We start from the raw sequence: 22,656 nt of genomic DNA, 5'->3' as shown, positions 1-22,656 counted from the left end.
TCGTTTTTATACACTTCAAGTAAGAGGTGAAGCGAGATGAATGGACTTATTTTTACAACAATGATTTGCTTTGGTTTACCGCTTGTAGCACTTTTATATGCTGTTTGGAAGAAACGCTATATTCCATATATGTTAGGTGTATTGGCTTTTGTTGTATCGCAAATATTGATCCGCATACCAATACTGAATTATGTAAATGGAACTAGCACAGATTTTCAAATGTTTTCAATAATGCAGCCTGTATTATTTGTACTTTTGCTTAGTTTATCAGCTGGAATTTTTGAAGAGATAGCTCGTTTTATCGCAATGCGTTATTTTATGAAGCAACGAGATTGGCAGTCTGGTTTTTTATTTGGAGCAGGGCATGGTGGTATTGAAGCGGTGTTGATAGTTGGTATCCCGGTAATATCCCTATTATTGTCACAAACAGTCATTCAAAATGGTGACAGTTATTATTTCGGCGGTATTGAGCGCATCTTCGCGATGGTATTGCATATTGGACTTTCCTTCATTATATTACAAGCTGTCGTCCAAAAGAAATTTCGTTATGTTGTCTATGCAATTCTCATCCATGGGACTGCAAATGCATTAGCTGGCATTATATCGCTATATGTACCAGGGAAAAGCGGGATCATTATGTCAGAAGTTTCAATAGCAATTTGTGCTTTACTCGTTTTGAGTTATAGTTTTATTTTAAAAAGAAAGGGTGTATGAAAATGAGAAGAATGTTACTTATTATTATAAGTGCTATCGCGGCGTTCGCACTTGCAGCATGTACCGGTAATAAAGTAGATGAAAGTACGTCAAAAAAGTTTATTCCAAAGGCGGAAGAAATTGTATCATTACTAAATGAGGCGAAGTATAAAGACGTACACGAAAAATTTGATAGTAAAATGAAAGCTGGATTGCCAGAAGAAAAAATGAAAAATCTTACACCTGTAATTGAGAAAGCCGGTACGTTCGAAAAAATTGAGAAAAAATCGATTGAAGAAAAAGATGGTTCATATACTGTTATTCTTGTAGCGAAATATAGTAAAGAACAACGGACATTCATTATAACTTATAATGATAAAGAAGAAATAGCAGGTTTATATATTAACTAAAAACAGATACAGTGGAAGTTCTCGCTGTATCTGTTTTTTTGTGTTAACTAAATTATGGATATTTGTGCTAATATGAACTCATAGCTATAGAGAAGGGGTGTGTGAGTATGAAAACTGAAATAGTTCCTAAAAAGAAGTACAGCATAATAAGCTACATATCTTTACTCATCGGCATTTTATGTTTTCTATTCGTTTTTATAACGCCAACAAGGATAGCGAATGCAGGTAATATAGTGGGAGATTATATTACAGTCGCACTCACAGTTGCAGGAATTATACTTTCTATCATTACGATGACGAAAAAAGCAGAGAAGAAGGGGATTGCTATTCTTTCATTAATACTGTCCTCATCATTTTTTATATTTTGGATCATCGCAATTATTTTATTGTTTACTGGTCAAATTAGTTTTGCGCCGTAATATGTAATAAAAAGAGTCCTTCTCGTATGAAGGACTCTTTTTATTCGGTATCTTCCGGTTGATATTCTAAAATATCCCCTGGTTGGCATTCTAACGCTTTACAAATAGCATCTAAAGTTGTAATTCTAATTGCTTTTGCTTTTCCATTTTTTAATATAGAAAGGTTAGCCATTGTAATTCCAACCTTCTCTGAAAGTTCAGTTACACTCATTTTTCTTTTCGCTAACATTACATCAATATTAATTATTATTGCCATGTTATTCACCTCAGACCGTTAAATCATTTTCTGATTTTATATCTATCGCATCTTTTAAAAGTCTTTGGAGAACGGCAGCAAAGACTGCGATAACTATTGAAGCAAAGATAAGGATCATGCCAATTATTATAATACCTGGTGCATCATCTCTCTCTGCTACAAGATAGAAAAGCGGCATACCTACTACATATAATACACTAATTGTAATAGCACATTGTTTTATCTTTTTTAAAGCTCTAACAGATAATTTCGAGAAGGCGTTCCCCTTATCAATGTAGCTTACAAGTTTAAAGGCTTGATATAGAGCAAAATAAAAAGGTATCACCGTTGCATATAGATTGATTAAAACAAGATATTTTATATATGCAATATCCGGGTATAAGTTCGCTGTATAATTCCCAATATTAGGAATTAAAAATATACACAAAGCAAAAACAGGAATACCGATAAGGATAATTGCTGTCTTTAAAAAGAGTGTTGATCCTTGTTTCATATAAAGCACCTCATTTTTAAATTATCATATTAATTTAACATAAATTTTATCGTTTAACAATAAATTCTTATTTATTTCAATCGGATTTTTATTGAGAAACAAATTTTAGTGAAGAGAATGATAAGACGTTTTTATAAAAAAGGTGTGGACTCTAGTTATTTGAACATAAAAAGCTATGATATGTACCGTTCGTTGCTTTACTAATAAAAGAAAGTGAAGGTAATGATTGTTAGCTTCATGAAAATTGGGGACTAATAAAACATATATAGGTTGTGGAAATCTTTTTGTATATAAATGAATGTGAAACATACGGAGGAAGAACAATGTCGAATTTGGGTTTATTGATGAAGAGGTTACTGTTAGTAGGAACAATCACACTAAGTATGTTATGTACGGAAAGCATGATGAATTATCATACGGTGGAAGCTAAGGTGAAACAAGTAGAACGGCAACCGAAAAATGTAATCATAATGGTTATGGACGGAACGAGTTCTTCAGCAACGACATTAGCTCGCTTGTATAAAGGGAAACCACTTGCACTAGATGAAATTGTAACAGGAGGAGTTCGTACCTATTCGGCGGAATCAGCTATAACAGACTCAGCTCCAGCGGCTACAGCTTTAGCGACGGGGAATAAATCGAATTCAGGATATGTAGGTATATTACCTTCTATTGTAAGTTCACCTGGCTTAAAATCAATAAAAGAAGAGGACAAGTTACGTCCAGTTGCCAATGTTTTAGAAGGTGCCAAACGCACTGGTCGCGCAACTGGAATAGTTGCTACAGCTGAAATTCAGCATGCTACTCCCGCTGGATTTTCTGCTCACCATATTAACCGTAAGCGTTTTGACGTAATTGCGGAGCAGCAAGTGTATCAAAATATAGATGTCGTATTAGGTGGGGGAAAAGAGGCACTGCTACCTATAAAAAGAAAAGATGGTGAAGATTTAGTAAAGGTGATTCAAGACAAAGGATACGACTTTGTTGAAACGAAAGATGCATTATTGAACTCTAAATCTAAGAAAATTTGGGGCTCTTTCTCACATAATGCTCTTGCGTTTGATATGGATCGTGAAGCAACAAATCCGGAGCAACCAACACTTTCTCAAATGACGCAAAAAGCAATTCAAACTCTATCAAAAGATAAAGATGGTTTCTTTTTATTTGTAGAGGGAAGTAAGCCAGACTGGGCAGCTCATGTGAACGACCCAATAGGGATGATTAGTGATGTATTAGCATTTGATAACGCAGTTGCAGAAGCATTGGAATTTGCAAAAAAAGATAGTAATACGATGTTAATAGCTGTAACTGATCATGGTAACAGCGGTATTTCTATTGGGAATGCGAATACGACAAAAGGCTATAATATTACGCCGGTCTCTGCATACATTGGTCCATTAAAAAAATCGAAAATGACACTTGAAGGTGCTACAAATAAACTAAAATCTGATTTATCAAATGTAGAAGATGTAGCTAAATTATACGGTTTGGACAATTTAACTTATGATGAAAAAGAAAGAGTAAAAGCAGCAAAAAAGAAATCGGATGTAGGTCCAATACTTACTACATTATTGGCCAATCATGCGAACATAGGCTTCACAACAGGAGGCCATACAGGTGAGGATGTGTTTTTATATTCTTACGGTCCTCAAAAGCCAAACGGTTTGATCCAAAACATAGACATTGCGAAGACGATGGCGAAAGCAATGGGCTTTAACTTAGAAGAAGTAACAAACAAATTATTTGTAGAGAGTGAATTAGCCTTTAAACGAAAAGGTGCAACAGTAACAATAGATAATACTGATGCAGAAAACCCGGTGCTCATAGTAAAACGTAATAATGTAAAAGCTCAATTATTTGCAAATAAAAATATAATTCGTATTAAGAATAAAGAATATGAATTAGTTAGTGTCGTTGTAGAAAGCAATGGCAAGTTCTATATACCAGAAGAAGCAATCCGCTTATTCATAAAGCATTCTCGTTAAAAAAATGCCAATTCCTTAGCAAGTACTTAGGAATTGGCATTTTTTGTGTAGATGAAAATTCATTCGAAAACAAGAGTAAAGAGAATCGCTGTTTCTACAAAAATATTCTCTACGTTTATAAGTTATTGTGAATGAGGATTTTGCAATATTAGACCTATTGCTATCATATATTTTTCGCCCTGCCTAAAAAAATATTTCTCAACATTCTCTTTGTTGAAAAAGATTGAATATTCGTATTATAACGAATATTATGTTGTTATCGGCAAAAAACGATAATTTGCAGACACTGGGGAGGAAATACATTGAAAAAGAAATTAAAACCATTAGCGGTATTAACAACAGCAGCAGTACTAAGTGGTACGTTTGCTTTTGGAGGTCATGCAGCGTATGCTGAGACACCGACATCATCTCTACCAATAGATGAGCACTTAATACCAGAGGAACGTTTGGCAGAAGCGCTGAAACAACGGGGAGTAATTGATCAATCTGCATCACAAGTCGAGACATCAAAGGCTGTCGAAAAATATGTTGAGAAAAAGAAAGGGGAAAACCCTGGAAAAGAAATCTTGACAGGAGATAACCTTACGCAAGAAGCTTCAGATTTTATGAAAAAAGTAAAAGATGCAAAAATGAAGGAGAATGAACAGGCGCAGCAACCAGAAGTAGGACCAGTTGCTGGACAAGATGCAGGATTGAATTCTAGAAAATTAAATGGAAAAGTACCTACTACACCAGCGAAGCAAGCTGAGTACAATGGAGCTGTTCGAAAAGATAAAGTACTTGTTTTACTCGTAGAATTTAGCGATTTTAAGCATAATAATATTGATCAAGAACCGGGTTATATGTATTCTAAGGACTTTAATCGTGAACATTATCAAAAAATGTTATTTGGTGATGAGCCATTTACGTTATTTGATGGATCGAAGATTAATACATTTAAACAATATTATGAAGAACAATCTGGCGGAAGCTACACAGTTGATGGAACTGTAACAGAATGGCTTACTGTTCCAGGGAAAGCGTCAGATTATGGTGCGGATGCGGGTACTGGTCATGATAACAAGGGGCCTTTAGGACCAAAAGATTTTGTGAAAGAAGCATTAAAAGCAGCGGTAGCAAAAGGCATTAATTTAGCTGATTATGATCAATTTGATCAATACGATCAAGATGGTGATGGAAATAAAAACGAGCCAGATGGAATTATTGATCATTTAATGGTTGTACATGCGGGCGTAGGTCAAGAAGCTGGCGGCGGCAAATTGAAAGATGATGCGATTTGGTCTCATCGTTCAAAACTAGGCTCAAAGCCATATGCAATTGATGGTACAAAATCTTCAGTTTCAAATTGGGGCGGAAAGATGGCTGCATATGATTATACAATTGAGCCTGAAGACGGTGCAGTTGGTGTGTTTGCACATGAGTACGGTCATGATTTAGGCTTACCTGATGAATATGATACAAAGTATTCAGGGCAAGGTGAACCTGTTGAATCATGGTCCCTTATGAGCGGCGGTAGCTGGGCTGGAAAAATTGCGGGAACAGAGCCAACAAGTTTCTCGCCACAAAATAAAGAGTTTTTCCAAAAGAATATGAAGGGTAACTGGGCGAATATCGTTGAGGTAGATTATGATAAACTGCGCACAGGAATCGGTACTGCAACATTTTTAGATCAAAGTGTTACAAAATCAAAACGACCAGGAATCGTTCGTGTTAACTTGCCAGACAAAGATATAAAAAATATCGAATCAGCATTTGGTAAGAAGTTTTATTACAGCACAAAAGGAAATGACATTCATACAACACTTGAGACACCAGTATTTGACTTAACGACTGCAACGGATGCTAAATTTGATTATAAGGCATTTTATGAATTGGAAGCGAAGTATGATTTCCTTGACGTAAATGCGATTGCAGAAGATGGAACGAAGACACGTATTGATAGAATGGGCGAAAAAGATGTAAAAGGCGGGGTAGATACAACAGATGGTAAGTGGGTTGATAAATCATACGATTTAAGCCAATTTAAAGGAAAGAAAGTAAAACTGCAATTTGAGTATGTAACAGATATTGCAGTAGCTTATAAAGGATTTGCATTAGACAATGCAGCATTAACTGTAGATGGAAAAGTGGTTTTCTCTGATGATGCAGAAGGCCAGCCAGCAATGACGCTAAAAGGATTTACTGTGTCTAACGGATTTGAACAGAAAAAACATAACTACTATATTGAGTGGCGAAATTACGCTGGGTCTGACACGGCGCTACAACATGCACGTGGTCCAGTATTTAATACAGGAATGGTTGTATGGTATGCGGATCAAAGCTTTACAGATAACTGGGTAGGCGTTCATCCAGGCGAAGGATTCCTTGGGGTAGTAGATTCTCATCCAGAGGCAATCGTAGGAACATTAAATGGACAACCAACTGTGAAGAGCAGTACGCGTTATCAAATTGCCGATGCGGCATTCTCATTTGATCAAACGCCAGCATGGAAAGTAAATTCGCCAACTCGCGGTATCTTTGATTATAAAGGATTGCCAGGCGTTGCGAAATTTGATGATTCTAAGCAATACATCAACAGTGTTATTCCAGATGCCGGACGTAAGTTGCCGAAACTTGGATTGAAGTTTGAAGTAGTAGGTCAAGCTGAAGACAAGTCTGCAGGTGCAGTTTGGATCCATCGCTAAAATAAAATGAAAAGGAGCTGCCATAAGTCGGTGAAACCTGACTTATGGCAGCTCTTTTCTTCTTGTGAAAAAGAGATTATTATATAAATACAAATGAAAAAATCTCTTTGCTATTTATAAGAAGAAAAAAGATACATAGAAGTGAAAAAGCTTTCTGTTTATATATATTTATTGGGGAGGGAATAGAAGTTTCTTTAACAAATAAAATGCTCCATCTGTCCGATTATATAAGCTTTTTTGACCGTAAGTAATTTGTAAGTAATGAGTAAGAAAAAAGAAATTTTTATATTATATAATATTTATTACAGCTACTTTTAACACCTGATACTAATAGTATGCTATAATGTGAATTAGCAACATAAAGGAAAGGAATTAGACCAATGACATTAGAAAATACTAAAAATTTAAAAAAACAAGTTGCTCCTTATGAAAAATCAACGATTAAAAAAAGTGTGTGGCAACTTATTAACACAATCGTGCCATTCATTATTTTATGGTACCTTGCTTATAAAAGTTTGTCCGTTTCTTATTGGTTATCGGTAGTTCCATCTCTGTTAGCCGCGGGTTTTATGACACGGATTTTCATTATTTTTCATGATTGTACCCATTATTCATTCTTTAAAAGTCGACCTGCAAATAGAATCGTAGGGACATGTATGGGTGTGTTAACTTTATTCCCGTTTGATCAATGGGGACATGAGCATTCTATTCATCACGCTACAAGTGGTAATTTGGATAAGAGAGGTACAGGAGATATTTGGACGCTTACAGTGGATGAATATTTAGCTGCGCCATTTAGACTTCGTTTAGCATATCGCTTATATCGCAATCCATTCGTTATGTTTGGATTAGGTCCGATTTATGTTTTCTTATTTAAAAATAGATTTAACCGAAAAGGTGCTAGACAGAAAGAACGTATGAATACGTATTTGACGAATATTATAATCGTTGCTTTAATAGCTATACTTTGCTGGGCAATTGGGTGGCAATCGTTTCTGTTAGTGCATGGTATGATATTCTTAATAGCGGGTTCAGTAGGAATTTGGCTGTTTTACGTACAGCACACATTCGAAGATTCTTATTTTGAAGAGGATAAAGATTGGGAATATGTGAAAGCGGCAGTGGAAGGAAGTTCATTTTATAAACTTCCAAAAATCTTGCAATTTCTAACTGGTAATATTGGATTCCATCATGTTCACCATTTAAGTCCAAGAGTACCTAACTATAAACTAGAAGAGGCACACAATAATACGCTTCCGTTAAAAAATGTACCAACGATTACACTTGCTACAAGCTTACGATCACTCCGTTTTCGTCTTTGGGATGAGAAAAGTAACAATTTTGTTACCTTTAAAGAATTCAAAAAAATAATTAAAAACAATGTTTCTGTTCGAGTGAAATCTGAACTATAATTTCATCGTAAATAAAAAACTCTCCTTAATCATTTTCGATTTAAGGGGAGTTTTTATTTAATTATTATATGATCGATATTTAGGAGGAGGAATACTTATGTGTAGGTATAAATATAAAGAGACAGTAATTATATTATGTAAACAAAATGAATCATTATAATTTTTTTTATAGTGAAAGATATAGTACATATATATTGGAAAGCAGAAGGTGGATGATAGTAATTATAAGAACACATACAACGTAATAAAATAATTCTTTCAAAAGGAAGGGGACATGAAAGATGTTGAAATTACAAGGAAAATACAATGAAGCAAAAGTATTTACGAATAACGTTGATGAGACTGCAACTGGGCAGATTATTGATCTTTGTAACCAAGAATTCGTAAAGGATAGTCAAATTCGTATTATGCCAGATACACATGCAGGAGCAGGTTGCACGATTGGGACAACAATGACAATACAAGATAAAATTGTTCCTAATCTTGTAGGGGTAGACATTGGTTGTGGTATGGAAGTTGTTGTGATTGATAAGAAAAAAGTAGAAATTAATTTCGATTACTTAGACGAAACGATTCGTAAATTTGTTCCAAGTGGTTTTCGTATCCGAGATAAAGAACATCGATTCTCAAAAATGATTGATTTTGATGGTGTGAAGGCCCCATATACATTACAACGAGCTCAAAAAAGTATAGGTACTCTTGGAGGAGGAAATCATTTCATTGAATTAAATGAAGATGATAAAGGAAATGTATATATTGTCATTCATAGTGGTTCTCGTAATTTAGGTAAACAAATAGCAGAGTATTACCAGAACTTCGCGTATGAACAACTAATTCATGTTACATCAATGAAGGATGAGATTATTAAGAGATTAACTAAAGAGGGGAGAGAAAAAGAAATACAAGAAACTTTACGTGGAATTAAGAAGCCACAGATTCGTAAAGAACTAGCTTATTTAGAAGGAGAAGGATTCAAAGATTATATGAATGACATGAATATTGCCCAAAAGTATGCTGAGTTCAATCGTAAAGCAATGATTGATGAAATTGTCACTAAAATGGATTGGAAAGTAACTGATCAATTTACTACAATACATAACTATATTGACATGGAAAATATGATTCTACGAAAAGGTGCTATTTCAGCTCAGAAAGATGAACGAGTAATTATTCCAATTAACATGAGAGATGGTTCAATTATTGCATTTGGTAAAGGTAATCCAGACTGGAACTTTTCTGGTCCGCATGGGGCAGGACGTATCATGAGTCGTAAGAAGGCTAAAGAATTATTGAGTCTAGAGGACTTCCAAAATACGATGAAAGAGGTTTGGACTACAATCGGTAGTAGAGAGCACAATTGATGAGGCACCAATGGTATACAAGCCAATGGATGAAATTATAGAAAATACAAAAGAAACAATAGATATAAAGCACATTATTAAGCCATTATATAATTTTAAAGCGAATTAGAAGGGATAAATAAGCAGCCAGAAAAAACTATTTTTCGTATCTTTTGTTCGAAAACAATCTAATCAAGGGAAGTAGTTCCATTTTATTGCGATGGGATAGAAGAAGTCGATTTCCTGTGGAGTTAAGGAATCGACTTTTTTATTTATTTTGTTGAATGAAAGCAACCGTTAGCTTAATAGCAAAGGATTATAACCGTCTATTTCTCCCAAAGCTCAATTAGACGACCTTCAGGATCTTTAATCCAAATAAACTTTCCGAACTCACTAATTTCTTCTTTCTTTTCAAGAGGTACACCAATATGTTCAAGATGCTGAATAGTCTCATTTAAATTATGTACTTCAAAATTTAACATCACTTGCTGTTCTATTGGAAAATAATTATCATTTTCGGTAAAGAAAGAAAAAATAGTCTCATTTCCTAATTGGGGTTTAATCACAGTCCCATTCCAATCTTCTATTTCAATTTTCAACACCTCACTGTACCATTTTTTTATAACATCAAGATTTTTAGTTCTCCAAAATATTCCCCCGAAACCTTTTATCATTGTAGATAACTCCTGTCTTTTTTTAAATTTTTAAGCAATATATATTCAATATATCAAAACAGTAAAGAAAATCAATAACGTATTAAAAGTGAAAAAATCCAATTATTAGTATTGTAGTATTTACCGCATTATGGAAATTGGTATCACTTTTCAAAGAACTTGCAATCCAAGTAAAGGTATATAGTAACACTGAATCGTATGAGGTAATGAATGAAAAGGGAATAGAACAAATGCCAATGATAAAAGACCGCATATGAAATGAAAGCCATGTGCGGTCTTTTATATATAAGTATAGTATTACATAGTCTCGCTAATTTTACTTTCACTATGAGTGTTAGTAGCAATTCTTTTCTTAACTTTAAAGTGATAGTAGGTATAGCAAAAAACGATAAACGGTACAGTGCAATAGATTCCAAGTCGTTGTTCTGGGATAAAAATAAGACTGATTAATATAATGCCATACAATCCAAAACCAAGAATTGGTACAAGTGGATAAAGTGGAGTTTTAAATTTTAAGTCTTCTAATTTTCCACCGTCTGCTAAATAATGTTTACGGAAAAAGAATTGAGAGACACAAATTGACATCCAAACAATGATTGTAATGACGCCAGAAATGGAAATTAACCATAAGTAAACTGTTTCAGCAGCTACAACGCTTGTTAAAAGAGAAAAAGCAGAAATAGAAATTGTCAAAATTAAAGCGTTTAAAGGTATTCCTCGTGAAGATAATTTTTTTAAAAAGGCCGGAGCCATTTCATTTTTTGATAATGACCAAAGCATGCGAGTTGCGGCGTACAGTCCAGAGTTTGCGACAGAAAGAACAGCAGTAAGAATAACAAAATTCATAATATCAGCTGCATATGGAATACCGATATTATCAAATACAGCAACGAATGGGCTCTTTGTTAATCCTGCTTCTTCCCAAGGAATTAAAGCAACAAGAACAAAGATTGCTAAGACGAAGAAAAACATCGTGCGCCATATAATATTTCTAATAGAACGAGGTAAAGTTTTTGCTGGATCTTCACTTTCACCTGCTGCGATTCCGACAAGTTCTGTACCTTGGAAGGAATAATTGACTGTAACCATTGTTAATAGAATAGCTGCAAGTCCATTTGGGAATAAACCGCCATGATTTACGAAATTTGATAATAACGGGGCTGGTTCGTCGCCTTTTAAGTCAATAAAACCGAACATAGCGGCACCGCCAAGGATAATAAAAGCTATAATGGCAGATACTTTTATACTTGAAAACCAAAATTCTGTTTCTGCATAACTACGAGCAGATAATGCGTTAATAGTGAAGATAGTAACGCCAAATATTAAACACCAAACCCAAACAGGAATATCAGGAAACCAGCGCTGCATTGTAATGCCGGCAGTTGTAAATTCAAGACCGGTCGTATTCGCCCAGCTTAACCAATACAACCATCCGATTGTAAAGCCAGTTGCAGGATTGATGAACTTAGTTGCATATTCCTGAAAAGAACCTGAAACAGGCATGGCTACAGCAAGTTCACCAAGACAAAGCATAACGAAATACATTAATAATCCACCAGCCATAAAGGCAAGTACGGATCCACCAGGTCCAGCTTGACTTATAATAAAACCAGATCCGTTAAATAATCCCGTTCCAATCACACCACCGAGTGCAATCATGAATAAGTGTCTACTTTTCATCGTACGTTTTAATTCATTGTTTGTATTACTTACTTGCGTCATTGTTTTCCTCACTTTCGTAGTTGATAGAATGAAGTTTGATGTTTTTCCGTATTGTGGAATGTATTCCGTGATGTGAAATCTTGTTATAATTTTCAGATAATTAAAAAGAAAAGTCAATATTTTTTTGTTCGCGCTTACAAATTGTTATCAGTGGTATATTTTTATTTTTAGAAAATTGAATAAATAGATTGATTTCATTTTAAATTTTTGTTAAATTGATAGGTAATTGAGCGAACTAGCATATTACAAGTCAAGCTGAGGTGAGTTATTATGGTGCAGTCCATTGATAGAGCGATAAGTATTATAAAGTTGTTAAATTCTACTAATGAAAAAGAGTATTGGGCAATTTCTGATATAGCGGACAGAACACATCTCCCAGTTAGTACAGTACATAGATTACTTAACTCTTTAATCGAGCATGGGTTAGTTACGCAAATTTCAGAAACGAAACAGTACAAAATTGGGCCAATGTGGATGGAAATAGGATTACGTCAATTGGAGAAGGTAGACTACAGATCAGTTGCAAGAGAAGTGATGAAGCGGTTAGCCTCTGAAGTGGAAGAGAGTGTTTATTTGAACATTCCAAATGGAACACATTCTATTATCATTGAAAGAATGGATAGCCCTTTAAAAATTCGAGTTATTGATAACTTAGGGGAACAAATTCCACTTTCAATTGGTGCTGCAAATAAAACGATGCTTGCCAATATGAAAACGAATGAAATGGAACATATTGTAGAACATTTACTTTCTTCATTACCAGAACAAAAGCACATTCTTTTAGATCAAATAAAGCAAATAAAAACTGAAGGATATGCGGTAAGTTATGGTGAAAAAACAGAAGGGACAGCTTCAGTAGCTGCACCTATTATCGGATTTAATCATAAAGTAGTAGGAGCATTAAGTGTTGGGTTAATTAGTCACCGCATTAATGATGATCGACTATCTTTTCTGATTAGTAAGGTAAAACAAGCAGCTCATGAAATATCAATAAAAATCGGCAGTACATCAGAGCTATAATTTTGATAACTGTCGTCATTTTTTATTCATATACTGGAATTCATTTTCATAATGCGGAAAAAATAGGGGGATTTATATGTCAAAGTGGCAATCAAAAGAACAATTGATTCAATTATTAAGCAGTCTTGTTGAAATTCCTAGTATTACAGGTACAGAAGCTGAAGTGATATTGCCAGACTTTGTTGTGGAACAATTATCTGATTTACAGTACTTCAAAGAAAACCCACATCATTTGCAAAAAAATCCGACGGGGGACGGACGATATTTTGTTACAGCCCTAGTAAAGAAAAGCGATAGTACAAAAAATACCGTAATTCTAGTTAGTCACTTTGATGTTGTAGATGTGCAAGATTACGGAGTTTGGAAAGAAGATGCATTTAATCCTAAAAAGTTAACATCTATGTTTTATTCTCATAAAGATGAATTACCAGACCATGTACGTGAAGATATAGAACAAGGAGATTGGCTGTTTGGCAGAGGAACAATGGATATGAAATGCGGCCTCACATTACAAATGGCAATGATTGAGCAAGCCTGTGAAGGAAGATTTGACGGGAATGTTCTTTTATTAGCTGTTCCAGATGAAGAAGTAAACTCTGTAGGGATGAGGGCTGCTGTTCCAAGACTACTAGAGTTAGCAAGAGAACATAACTTGGATTATAAAACGGTATTAAATTCAGAGCCTATGTTTTCACGACATCCTGGTGACCAAAATAAGTATATTTATACTGGTTCTATTGGTAAAGTGTTACCTGGATTTCTTTGCTATGGTAAAGAAACACATGTGGGTGAACCATTTGCAGGCTTAAATGGGAGTTATATGGCTGCTTTATTAACGGCTGAATTAGAATTGAATACGGACCTTTGTGATGTTGTAGAAGGAGAAGCGAGTCCTCCCCCAACTAACTTACTTCAACGTGATTTAAAGGAGGATTATTCTGTACAAATTCCGCATCGTGCAGTCACATTATTCAATTTGTTTTTACTGGAAAAAACGATGACAGACGTTGTTTCAATGTTACGTCAAAAAGTAACGAAAGTAGCAGAGAAAATAGAAGAATCATACGAGAAGCAAGCATATCGTTTTTCTAAATATAATCCGTTTATACCGCCTAATATGAAAGTAAATGTATTAACGTATGAAGAGCTTATCGCTTATGCAATTGAACAACATGGGCAAGAGAAAATAGATGATATTCAATCTAATATAATAAAAAATAGAGAAGATAAAGATGATCGTGCGGTAACAATTGATTTAGTAGATAAACTATCTATTTTATGTAAAGAAAAGGCGCCGATGATTGTACTTTTCTTTGCTCCACCATATTATCCAGCTGTAAGTTCACGCAACAATCCGTTAATTAAAGATGTAGTTGCAGAAATGGAAAAGTATGCTCACTACAATCATAACATTACATTTGAAAACCAAAACTATTTTGGGGGAATTTCAGATTTGAGCTATGTGGGCTTACAGAATCCACTAGATTCAATGAGTTCACTTGTAGACAATATGCCATTATGGGATAAAGGTTATTCGATTCCACTTAAGGATCTAGAAGAGTTTGACGTTCCGGTATTAAATATGGGGCCGGTAGGAAAAGATGCACATCAATGGACAGAACGTTTAGATGTAAATTACGCATTTGAAACGCTATTAGATATGTTACCGAAATGCATTGAAAAATTATTAGTTTCTAATAAAATTACACAATCATAGTAGAGAATAAGGAAGGGATAAAACTGAAATTTCAAAAGAAGATACAAATGAAATTATTGTAGTATAATCAAAAAAACGGACAAACTCAAGTATCTATGAGTTTGTCCGTTTATCATTTAGTGCAAGCGAGAGAGTATGTAATCCACCGTTTTCTAACTAAATTCAAAGCTAACGTGATCTCTTTTATAGTTTTACTTTTTCGTTTGCCCAGATAGTTCAACAGACTTTTGTGTACAGCGCTGCATTGCTGAAATAATTGCAGTTCGTAATCCTTTTTCCTCTAATGTTGCTACAGCTTCTATCGTTGTTCCGCCAGGAGAACAAACCATATCTTTCAATTCACCTGGATGTATGCCTGTTTCTAGTACCATTTTTGCAGAGCCTAACACAGCTTGAGCAGCGAATTTATATGCTTGATTGCGTGGCATACCATCAAGTACAGCGGCGTCTGCCATCGCTTCTATAATCATATATACGTATGCTGGTGAAGAACCGCTTACAGATGTTACAACGTTCATTAATTTTTCGCTTACGATCTCTGTTTGACCAAAGCTATTGAAAATGTTTAGCACATCTTCTAAATCTTTTTCTGTCACCATTTCATTAGGGCATAATGCAGACATTCCTTCTCCAACAAGAGCAGGGGTGTTAGGCATTACTCTTATAACCTTTAATTTTTTAGCAAAAGCTTCTTCAGTACTTTTAATGCTTTTCCCGGCAGCGATCGTTACGATGATAACATCGTTTTTGATTACTTCTTTTATTTCGTTAATGATTGATGTGTATAGGTCTGGTTTAATTGATAAAATTAAAATATCAGCATTTTTAGCTACTTCATTGTTGTCAGTAGTTGTAGTTAGCCCATATTTTTCACTAGCATTTTTTAAATTCGTAGTGTTTAAATCCGAACAAATAATATTATTTGCAGACACTATATTTTTGTGTAGCATCCCACCAATCATAGCCATTCCCATATTTCCGCAACCGATAAATCCAATTTGTTTATCCATAATAACTCAATCTTGCTCCTTTTATAATAAATTATATCATTTTGAAATTGCTATCTTAAAATAACAATAACATCTTTATGTAATATAAAGAAACATTCTAAGAGAATATATTCCTTTTTGCAACACCAAAAGATAAAAATCAATTATATTCGACATTATGTAAATATATACACTTTAATTTTAGGTTTTATGTTGATGAATATGAGTTAAACTTATATCGATTTGTATTTTCATTCAGTACTGTAATAATTTCATACAAGTAACTTACCGCTCTATTTATTTTTAAAAATACTTCTTGACACCAAATCAAATTATATCGCATAATATAAAAAATTAAACCGAAAATCGTTGAAGGGAAATAGTACATATGTCTTCTTGCGAAAGAGAGTGGAATTCACCGGCTGAAAGATTCCTCGTATAGAATATATCGAACCTATCCCTGAGTCTTAAATGAAAGTTTAGGCGTTCGCCTGCGTTATAGGCGCCAAGTGGATATCTATGTATATCAATTAAGGTGGTACCGCGGAACAATGACCGTTTCGTCCTTTTTATTTTATTAAGGGCGAAGCGGTCATTTTTATTTTGCTCTTAAATAGGCTAGGCGCAGCATTGAAAAGAATAGAATCGCTGCAAGCTATATGAATAGAAGTGTAATTTATAAAAAACTTTGATTTTAGACTTGGGGGATAAAAAAATGAAAAAACAACGAATTGTTGTAAAGATTGGGAGTAGTTCCTTGGCAGATAGTCACGGAGGCATTTCTAAAGAACAACTTTCAGATCACGTTGCCGCATTGGCTCGATTGAAAGAGGAAGGGCATGAAGTTTTGTTAATTACATCTGGGGCTGTCGCTGCAGGTTTTTCGGCTCTAGGATATCCTACCAGACCTGTGACAATTAAAGGAAAACAGGCTGCTGCGGCTGTTGGACAAAGTTTGTTAATGCAGGCGTACACGGAGGAATTTCGTAAATATGGCATCGTTACAGCGCAACTATTGCTGACGAGAAGTGATTTTTCTAGAAAAGAACAATATAGTAATGCTTACGCTACTTTAGGAGAGTTACTAAACCGTTCTGCTCTACCAATCATTAATGAAAATGATTCCATCTCATTAGAGGAGCTAACGTTCGGTGATAATGATATGCTGTCAGCTTTAGTAAGCGGACTTGTTTCGGCAGATATGCTTATGATTTTTACGGATGTGAACGGTTTATATGACAAAAATCCACAGAAAAATGCGGATGCGAAAAAATATTATTTCCTTCCTGAAGTTACGGAAGAGATTGCTTCTCTTGCAGGAGATGCTGGGTCCAAACTTGGGACTGGCGGTATGAAATCAAAAATTGATGCTGCGAAGACAGCACTTTCTCTTGGCGTGAGTGTATTTATCGGAACAGGACGTGGACAAGAGAAGTTTGTAGATGTTTTGAAGGGCAAAGGTGATGGTACGTATGTCGGAAATGCCCCTCAAAAAGAGATGAAGATGAACAAGCAATGGATCGCGTTGCATTCGCTTGTTAGCGGACAAATTGAAGTAGACGCTGGAGCAGCTACTGCTATCATTCAGCATGGTAAGAGTCTTCTTCCTGCTGGCGTTACAAATGTTTCAGGATTTTTCCAAGTTGGCGATGTCGTAGAAGTAATGACGCAACAAGGGCGCGTAATTGGAAAAGGACAATGCACATATAGCGCAGAGGAATTAAGAGAGATAAAAGGTATGCAAAGTCAACATATTCAAGCAAGAGGCGAAAGGCATAATTATGAAGTCATTCATAGAGATTATTGGGTGTCACTTTAAGAATAGTGATGTTAAAAAGGAGGAAATGAAGATGAATGAAGTGTTGGCAAAGGGAAAAAAAGCGAAAGAAATTGCTAGAGAACTTGTACTAAAATCTACAAGTCAAAAAAACGAAGCACTTGCTGCACTTGCTGAAAGGCTAATAGTAGAAACAGCCTATATTTTAAAGGAAAACAAACGGGATATTGAAGAAGGTAAGGCGAAAGGATTTTCCGATTCTCTCATTGATCGACTTATGCTAACTGAACAACGAATTGTTGATATGGCAGAGGGGATTAAGCAGTTAATCGAATTACGTGATCCAGTTGGAGAACGTGTAAGTGAATGGGAGCGACCAAATGGACTATCTATTCAGGAGATGCGTGTACCACTTGGTGTTGTTGGGATGATTTATGAGGCAAGGCCAAATGTAACAGTAGATGCTGCTACGATTTGCTTGAAAACAGGAAACGCAGTTATATTACGTGGTAGTTCTTCTGCTATTAATTCTAACAAAGCTATTGTTGAAGTTATTCACCGAGCGCTTAAACAAACAAGCTTGCCAGAAGAAAGTGTACAGCTTATAGAAGACACAACACGGGATAGCGCAAAGCAGTTGTTTACAATGAATGATTACCTAGACGTTCTTATTCCAAGAGGTGGCAAACAATTAATTGATACGGTAGTGAGAGAAGCTTCTGTTCCAGTACTTGAAACAGGTGCGGGAAATTGTCATATTTTCATTGATGAAACAGCGGATAAGCAAATGGCAATTGATATTATTATAAATGCAAAAACGCAGCGTCCATCTGTATGTAATGCCATTGAAACGATTGTACTTCATGAGAAGTGGGCGCATCAATTTGGTAGCGAGCTGTTTTCAACTTTGAAGGAAAAAGGTGTGGAGCTACGCGGTGATCAGAGAGCATTGGCTATTGATTCTTCAATTGTACTTGCTTCAGAAGAAGACTGGGAAACAGAATTTTTATCTCTCACACTGGCAGTGAAAGTAGTTTCTTCTATAGAAGAAGCGATTCATCACATAAATACGTATGGTTCTATGCATTCCGAAGCGATTATTTCAGAAAACGAGGAAAACGTCAATAAGTTCTTCACATCTGTTGATGCGGCTGCACTGTATCATAATGCATCCACTCGTTTTACTGATGGATCTGAATTCGGATTCGGCGCAGAAATTGGCATCAGTACACAAAAACTACACGTAAGGGGACCGATGGGACTTCCTGCATTAACTTCTACAAAATATGTGATTCGTGGAAATGGTCAGATTCGAAAATAATAATAAAAGACACTCAATTCGATTGGGTGTCTTTTATTTTAAAGAATATTTACCATACAAATAGTCCAACAAGCATAGCGCTTAATAAGGAAACTGCCATCCCGCTAACGAGAAGCTTCCACACATTTTTACCGATTATGGCTGATTTTTCTCCGCCAAATAATGAATTGTAAGTTCCGTAAATCATACCTACTGTACTAAAGTTAGCAAAAGAAGCTAGAAATGTAGTTGCAACTGCAACTGTATGTGGTTGTAAAGACTTTAGGTTCGATTTTAAATCCATCATTGCAACAAATTCATTCGTCGTTATTTTGATCCCCATTAATTCAGCTACATACATCGCATCACTGCCCGATAAACCGAGTAAAAAAGCAAAGGGGCTAAAGATAATGGAGAAGATTTTTTGAATTGTTAAACCTGTGACGAAAAAGCCTAAAATTCCATTTAAACATGCAGTTAATGCCACATAACCAATTACCATAGCTAAAATAACGATAACCATATTCATCCCGACTAACATACTGTTTGAAATAGTAGAAAAGAAATCTTTTTTTTCATCTTTTGAAGGTGTATATATGACATCTTCTTCTTTCGTAATTTCTACAGGATTTAAAACATTGGCTAAAATTAATGCGTTAATACAGTTTAAAGGGATTGCGCTGAAAATATATGTTGCTGGAACCATAGATAAATAAGCGCCAAGAATGGAGCCGCTAACGCTACTCATACTCATAATTCCAAAAGTTAATAAACGATTATCTTTTAAAACAGATAACTGATCACGAACAACCGCAAGTGCTTCGGTGTTTCCTAAAAACATCATTTGAATCGAAAAGAAGCTTTCTAACTTTGGTAAACGAGAAATCTTTGAAATAACTGCACCTACTTTATCAATAATCCAAGTTAAGATTCCGAAGTACGAAAGAATATCAAAGAAGGTGATAACGAAAATGATAGGAAGTAATGCGCTAAAGAAGAAATCAATTGTTTGATTTTCCATAGCGGAAGGAAAGGCAAACCGAATACCTTCATTCGCGCATGACAGTAGCCAACTGAAAAATGACGCAATTTTATTAATGATAATACTACCGAGCTTCGTACCTAACATAAACCACGTAATAAAGAGCTCTAATATGATTAGAATAACGATTGGTCTCCATTTTATATGTTTTTTATTAGGCGAACAGAGGAAAACGATTAAGATTACAATGAAAATCCCTAACATATTTAATATAAAATACATGTCAACAACTCCTTGAAAGTTATTATTTGTATATAAAAAAGCTCCTATTCTTCTTAATTTAGAATGAATGTATTTCAACTTAAATTTCATTAATTCTAAAAATATAGAAGGTATAATTCGATAAAAATAGAATTTAATATATAGTAAACAGGGAGGGGATAAAATGGAGGTCTATCACATAACGAGTAGAAAGAGGGAAACTTACCATGTTCAAGTGAAGTATTCGATACTTTTCGAATGCGCACTTGGCATTGCGGCAATCACTCATAAAAGGTTAATCGATACCCTTGAAAAGAGTCAAAATGAATGGGAAGAAATTAAGGAAACATTAACAGAAGAAATGAGAGAGCACTTACAGTTTGTAGAAGAACATAATACGTGGAAAGCGTTACTTCAGTTGTTGTATAAAGAGGATTTTCAGGACTTAGCACAGTTTTATGCTAAAATCGATTCGCTTTCAGAAGTAGATTTGAAATATATATGCTTACCGTTTTTAGGCGAGAAGTATGAAAAGAAAAGATATTTAGCAGCAAGTGGAGACGTAACTGCAATATATGAACTAGAGGAGCTGACACAAGATCATCAGTTTTTCTCTACGTATCTTCGTTTTATATGTAATATCGATGTGCAAAAACTAAAGGACCATTTAGTAGCCGTTATGACAGGGTGGTATGAGAGTGTTATTCAGAAAGAGGAGGAGCAAATACTTTCTATATTACAAAGAGATTATGAAGCGAAAAATGAAATGAATAAAAAGATGAAACCAGAAGAGTTTGTCGAGTGGGCGACTGGCGGTGTGAACTATATGCCAGAACCAAGTGTTCATTATGTACTTCTTATCCCGCAAATGACGTACAGACCGTGGAACATTGAGGCGGATATTGAAGATACGAAAGTATTTCATTACCCAGTCGCAAACGAAAGCATCCATCCTGAAGATCTATATGAACCGAATTATTTTTTAGTTCAAAAACATAAGGCACTTGGGGATGAAGCGAGGTTACGCATTGTAAAAATGTTGTTCGAACAAGAACGGACTTTGCAGGAAATTACAGAAAGACTGCAACTCGGTAAATCGACTGTACACCATCATTTGAAATTGTTACGTGCAGCGAAGTTAGTAGATATACATGACGGGAAATATGTATTGAGAAAGAAAGCAGTACAGTCGTTAGCGAAAGAATTAGATGCGTTTTTAAATAGATAATATGCAACTAGAATGCACATAGAGGGAGGAATCTAGTAGAAAAGTTGGTGTGTGAAATTGAAAAATGTATTGAAAAACCGTTCGTTCTTTTATATGTGGATTGGCAGTGCAATTTCAGAGTTAGGCGGGGCTTTCGGAACGTTATGTAATTCGATTCTTGTTTACGAATTAACAGGATCAAAAACAGCATTAAGTAGTATGTGGCTACTATACTTTATCCCATCTCTTATACTACAACTAATAAGTGGCCCATTTATTGATAAATGGAGCCGGAAGTGGATTATGATTTTTTCGCAATGGATGCGGGCTTCGGTTTTCTTACTGCCGTTAGTCATGTTACTTACTAACAGTATAGAAGTATGGCATGTGTATGTCGTACAAATAATAATCGGGCTTATTACGCCGCTGTATACACCTGCAAGTCAAGCAATTACACCGAGTATTGTAAGTAAAGAACAGCTTCAAGACGCAAATGCGTATATTGATGGAATGGCTCGTCTTATGATGTTTCTTGCGCCCGTATTAGCCGGAGTAATCATTCATTTGATTGGAACAGAACTTACATTATCTTTCGTATGTATTTGTCTATTTGTTAGTGGCGCATTACTACTTAATATAAAAGAAAAGAGAACAAAACAATCTATTCGGAAAACGTGGTTAGAACAGTTTCTTCACGGTTTTACATATTTTTTTACAAAACCAGTTATCGTTTGGCTCGGTATTTTTCTTACTTTCGTGCAATTTGGAGTTGGGGTTACGCTAGTTACAAATCTTCCTTATATAAAAGACGAGCTGTCAGCCGAGTATGCGGAATTTGGTTATTTTATGGCCGGATTCCCATTTGGCTATGTAGTTGGATCTATACTAGTCGGAAAAGTAACATATAAAAGCCGGCGTATACTTATGCTTGGTGGATTGTTTATAGGAGGACTCACATATATTTCTCTAGCATTCAATCATAGTATAGTAATTGCAGTGTTCATTGAAGTTGTTGCAGGCATTTGCATTGCCTTTTTCAATGTTCATAACACGACAATAAGCCAACAAACAGTACCAAACAATATGATAGGGCAAGTATTTTCAGTGCGGTTATTTTTCATACGATCCGCTATGCCGTTAGGTGTGTTATTAGGAGGCATACTGAGTGAAATGTGGGGAGTGAGAGCACTATACTTTATCATCGGTGCGATTATATGTACCACTTCTTTAATAGGAATATTACTTCCGTATTTCAAATTTTTAGATGAGGCGATAGAAGAGAAATCAGCATAATTCAAATAATTATAACTTTTTA

The 22,656-nt window shown here is 35.2% G+C and carries 18 protein-coding genes, 1 pseudogene and 1 other annotated feature; of the genes and pseudogenes, 13 read left to right on the top strand and 6 right to left on the bottom strand.

Translation table 11 applies throughout. The features are described 5' to 3' along the window. Positions 1 to 36 precede the first annotated feature (36 nt). The 3 genes from CER22_RS16435 (at position 37) to CER22_RS16425 (ending at position 1,522) form a co-directional block, all read left to right on the top strand. Positions 37 to 714, top strand: a complete 678-nt coding sequence (locus CER22_RS16435; protein ID WP_088609174.1) for a YhfC family glutamic-type intramembrane protease — start codon at positions 37 to 39, stop codon at positions 712 to 714. A gap of 2 nt (positions 715 to 716) precedes the next feature. Beyond that, positions 717 to 1,103, top strand: a complete 387-nt coding sequence (locus tag CER22_RS16430; protein WP_088609173.1) for a DUF3887 domain-containing protein — start codon at positions 717 to 719, stop codon at positions 1,101 to 1,103. Positions 1,104 to 1,210: 107 nt separating this feature from the next. Further along, the gene (locus CER22_RS16425) at positions 1,211 to 1,522 is read left to right on the top strand and encodes a hypothetical protein (protein WP_000845551.1); all 312 of its coding nucleotides are present in this window, start codon (positions 1,211 to 1,213) and stop codon (positions 1,520 to 1,522) included. A gap of 40 nt (positions 1,523 to 1,562) precedes the next feature. Here the strand turns inward: CER22_RS16425 and CER22_RS16420 are convergent, their stop codons facing one another. After that, positions 1,563 to 1,778, bottom strand: a complete 216-nt coding sequence (locus CER22_RS16420; RefSeq protein ID WP_000974615.1) for a helix-turn-helix domain-containing protein — start codon at positions 1,776 to 1,778, stop codon at positions 1,563 to 1,565. A 10-nt stretch (positions 1,779 to 1,788) separates the two neighbouring features. Continuing rightward, the gene (locus tag CER22_RS16415; protein WP_060487193.1) at positions 1,789 to 2,271 is read right to left on the bottom strand and encodes a DUF2975 domain-containing protein; all 483 of its coding nucleotides are present in this window, start codon (positions 2,269 to 2,271) and stop codon (positions 1,789 to 1,791) included. A 323-nt stretch (positions 2,272 to 2,594) separates the two neighbouring features. On the opposite strand from CER22_RS16415, the gene CER22_RS16410 reads away from it, so the two are divergent. From CER22_RS16410 to CER22_RS16395, 4 genes and pseudogenes are all read left to right on the top strand, one after another. Then, positions 2,595 to 4,256, top strand: a complete 1,662-nt coding sequence (locus tag CER22_RS16410) for an alkaline phosphatase (protein ID WP_088609172.1) — start codon at positions 2,595 to 2,597, stop codon at positions 4,254 to 4,256. A 302-nt stretch (positions 4,257 to 4,558) separates the two neighbouring features. After that, positions 4,559 to 6,940 carry an immune inhibitor A domain-containing protein gene (locus tag CER22_RS16405; protein ID WP_088609171.1) on the top strand — a complete coding sequence of 794 codons (2,382 nt, stop codon included), beginning with the start codon at positions 4,559 to 4,561 and terminating at the stop codon, positions 6,938 to 6,940. A gap of 380 nt (positions 6,941 to 7,320) precedes the next feature. After that, entirely contained in the window at positions 7,321 to 8,352 is a 1,032-nt protein-coding gene (locus CER22_RS16400) for a fatty acid desaturase (protein WP_142293495.1), read from the top strand. Between the two features lie 281 nt (positions 8,353 to 8,633). Further along, positions 8,634 to 9,822: pseudogene (locus tag CER22_RS16395) on the top strand (RtcB family protein). A 196-nt stretch (positions 9,823 to 10,018) separates the two neighbouring features. Here the strand turns inward: CER22_RS16395 and CER22_RS16390 are convergent. After that, a complete protein-coding gene (locus CER22_RS16390) occupies positions 10,019 to 10,366 on the bottom strand; it encodes a VOC family protein (RefSeq protein WP_048560674.1) in 348 nt (115 codons plus the stop codon). Between the two features lie 297 nt (positions 10,367 to 10,663). Then, positions 10,664 to 12,088 (bottom strand): amino acid permease, encoded by a 1,425-nt coding sequence (locus CER22_RS16385; RefSeq protein ID WP_088063805.1) that lies wholly within the window; start codon positions 12,086 to 12,088, stop codon positions 10,664 to 10,666. 270 nt (positions 12,089 to 12,358) lie between these two features. Between CER22_RS16385 and CER22_RS16375 the strand changes: the two genes are divergently transcribed. Together CER22_RS16375 and CER22_RS16370 are read left to right on the top strand one after the other, a co-directional pair. Beyond that, entirely contained in the window at positions 12,359 to 13,108 is a 750-nt protein-coding gene (locus CER22_RS16375; RefSeq protein WP_000250770.1) for an IclR family transcriptional regulator, read from the top strand. 76 nt (positions 13,109 to 13,184) lie between these two features. Further along, positions 13,185 to 14,825, top strand: coding sequence for a M20/M25/M40 family metallo-hydrolase (locus CER22_RS16370; protein ID WP_088609170.1), 1,641 nt, complete (start codon positions 13,185 to 13,187; stop codon positions 14,823 to 14,825). A gap of 191 nt (positions 14,826 to 15,016) precedes the next feature. Here the strand turns inward: CER22_RS16370 and proC are convergent, their stop codons facing one another. Next, positions 15,017 to 15,835, bottom strand: coding sequence for a pyrroline-5-carboxylate reductase (proC, locus tag CER22_RS16365; protein WP_088609169.1), 819 nt, complete (start codon positions 15,833 to 15,835; stop codon positions 15,017 to 15,019). 339 nt (positions 15,836 to 16,174) lie between these two features. Further along, positions 16,175 to 16,385 (top strand) — a binding site (T-box leader). A gap of 144 nt (positions 16,386 to 16,529) precedes the next feature. On the opposite strand from proC, the gene proB reads away from it, so the two are divergent. Both proB and CER22_RS16355 read left to right on the top strand, forming a co-directional pair. Further along, positions 16,530 to 17,633 (top strand): glutamate 5-kinase, encoded by a 1,104-nt coding sequence (gene proB, locus CER22_RS16360; RefSeq protein ID WP_088063803.1) that lies wholly within the window; start codon positions 16,530 to 16,532, stop codon positions 17,631 to 17,633. A gap of 31 nt (positions 17,634 to 17,664) precedes the next feature. Continuing rightward, positions 17,665 to 18,912 carry a glutamate-5-semialdehyde dehydrogenase gene (locus CER22_RS16355; protein WP_088609168.1) on the top strand — a complete coding sequence of 416 codons (1,248 nt, stop codon included), beginning with the start codon at positions 17,665 to 17,667 and terminating at the stop codon, positions 18,910 to 18,912. A 49-nt stretch (positions 18,913 to 18,961) separates the two neighbouring features. Here CER22_RS16355 and CER22_RS16350 read toward each other — a convergent pair whose 3' ends face one another. Next, positions 18,962 to 20,155, bottom strand: a complete 1,194-nt coding sequence (locus tag CER22_RS16350) for a nucleoside transporter C-terminal domain-containing protein (protein ID WP_088609167.1) — start codon at positions 20,153 to 20,155, stop codon at positions 18,962 to 18,964. 163 nt (positions 20,156 to 20,318) lie between these two features. Here CER22_RS16350 and CER22_RS16345 point away from each other — a divergent pair, with 163 nt between their 5' ends. Both CER22_RS16345 and CER22_RS16340 read left to right on the top strand, forming a co-directional pair. Next, positions 20,319 to 21,362 carry an ArsR/SmtB family transcription factor gene (locus CER22_RS16345; protein WP_088609166.1) on the top strand — a complete coding sequence of 348 codons (1,044 nt, stop codon included), beginning with the start codon at positions 20,319 to 20,321 and terminating at the stop codon, positions 21,360 to 21,362. 57 nt (positions 21,363 to 21,419) lie between these two features. Next, the gene (locus CER22_RS16340) at positions 21,420 to 22,634 is read left to right on the top strand and encodes an MFS transporter (RefSeq protein ID WP_142293494.1); all 1,215 of its coding nucleotides are present in this window, start codon (positions 21,420 to 21,422) and stop codon (positions 22,632 to 22,634) included. Positions 22,635 to 22,656: the final 22 nt, after the last annotated feature.

This window comes from Bacillus sp. K2I17 (assembly GCF_002209985.1).
GTDB lineage: Bacteria > Bacillota > Bacilli > Bacillales > Bacillaceae_G > Bacillus_A > Bacillus_A wiedmannii.
This window is presented reverse-complemented; position numbering and strand designations above follow the sequence as displayed.

Excerpts from the sequence above, each read along its gene's own strand:
- CER22_RS16345 (WP_088609166.1), top strand. The coding sequence starts at position 20,319 with ATGGAGGTCTATCACATAACGAGTAGAAAGAGGGAAACTTACCATGTT.
- CER22_RS16415 (WP_060487193.1), bottom strand. The coding sequence starts at position 2,271 with ATGAAACAAGGATCAACACTCTTTTTAAAGACAGCAATTATCCTTATC.
- proB (WP_088063803.1), top strand. The coding sequence starts at position 16,530 with ATGAAAAAACAACGAATTGTTGTAAAGATTGGGAGTAGTTCCTTGGCA.
- CER22_RS16420 (WP_000974615.1), bottom strand. The coding sequence starts at position 1,778 with ATGGCAATAATAATTAATATTGATGTAATGTTAGCGAAAAGAAAAATG.
- CER22_RS16410 (WP_088609172.1), top strand. The coding sequence starts at position 2,595 with ATGTCGAATTTGGGTTTATTGATGAAGAGGTTACTGTTAGTAGGAACA.
- CER22_RS16400 (WP_142293495.1), top strand. The coding sequence starts at position 7,321 with ATGACATTAGAAAATACTAAAAATTTAAAAAAACAAGTTGCTCCTTAT.
- proC (WP_088609169.1), bottom strand. The coding sequence starts at position 15,835 with ATGGATAAACAAATTGGATTTATCGGTTGCGGAAATATGGGAATGGCT.
- CER22_RS16425 (WP_000845551.1), top strand. The coding sequence starts at position 1,211 with ATGAAAACTGAAATAGTTCCTAAAAAGAAGTACAGCATAATAAGCTAC.
- CER22_RS16355 (WP_088609168.1), top strand. The coding sequence starts at position 17,665 with ATGAATGAAGTGTTGGCAAAGGGAAAAAAAGCGAAAGAAATTGCTAGA.
- CER22_RS16350 (WP_088609167.1), bottom strand. The coding sequence starts at position 20,155 with ATGTATTTTATATTAAATATGTTAGGGATTTTCATTGTAATCTTAATC.
- CER22_RS16390 (WP_048560674.1), bottom strand. The coding sequence starts at position 10,366 with ATGATAAAAGGTTTCGGGGGAATATTTTGGAGAACTAAAAATCTTGAT.
- CER22_RS16430 (WP_088609173.1), top strand. The coding sequence starts at position 717 with ATGAGAAGAATGTTACTTATTATTATAAGTGCTATCGCGGCGTTCGCA.
- CER22_RS16375 (WP_000250770.1), top strand. The coding sequence starts at position 12,359 with ATGGTGCAGTCCATTGATAGAGCGATAAGTATTATAAAGTTGTTAAAT.
- CER22_RS16385 (WP_088063805.1), bottom strand. The coding sequence starts at position 12,088 with ATGACGCAAGTAAGTAATACAAACAATGAATTAAAACGTACGATGAAA.
- CER22_RS16370 (WP_088609170.1), top strand. The coding sequence starts at position 13,185 with ATGTCAAAGTGGCAATCAAAAGAACAATTGATTCAATTATTAAGCAGT.
- CER22_RS16435 (WP_088609174.1), top strand. The coding sequence starts at position 37 with ATGAATGGACTTATTTTTACAACAATGATTTGCTTTGGTTTACCGCTT.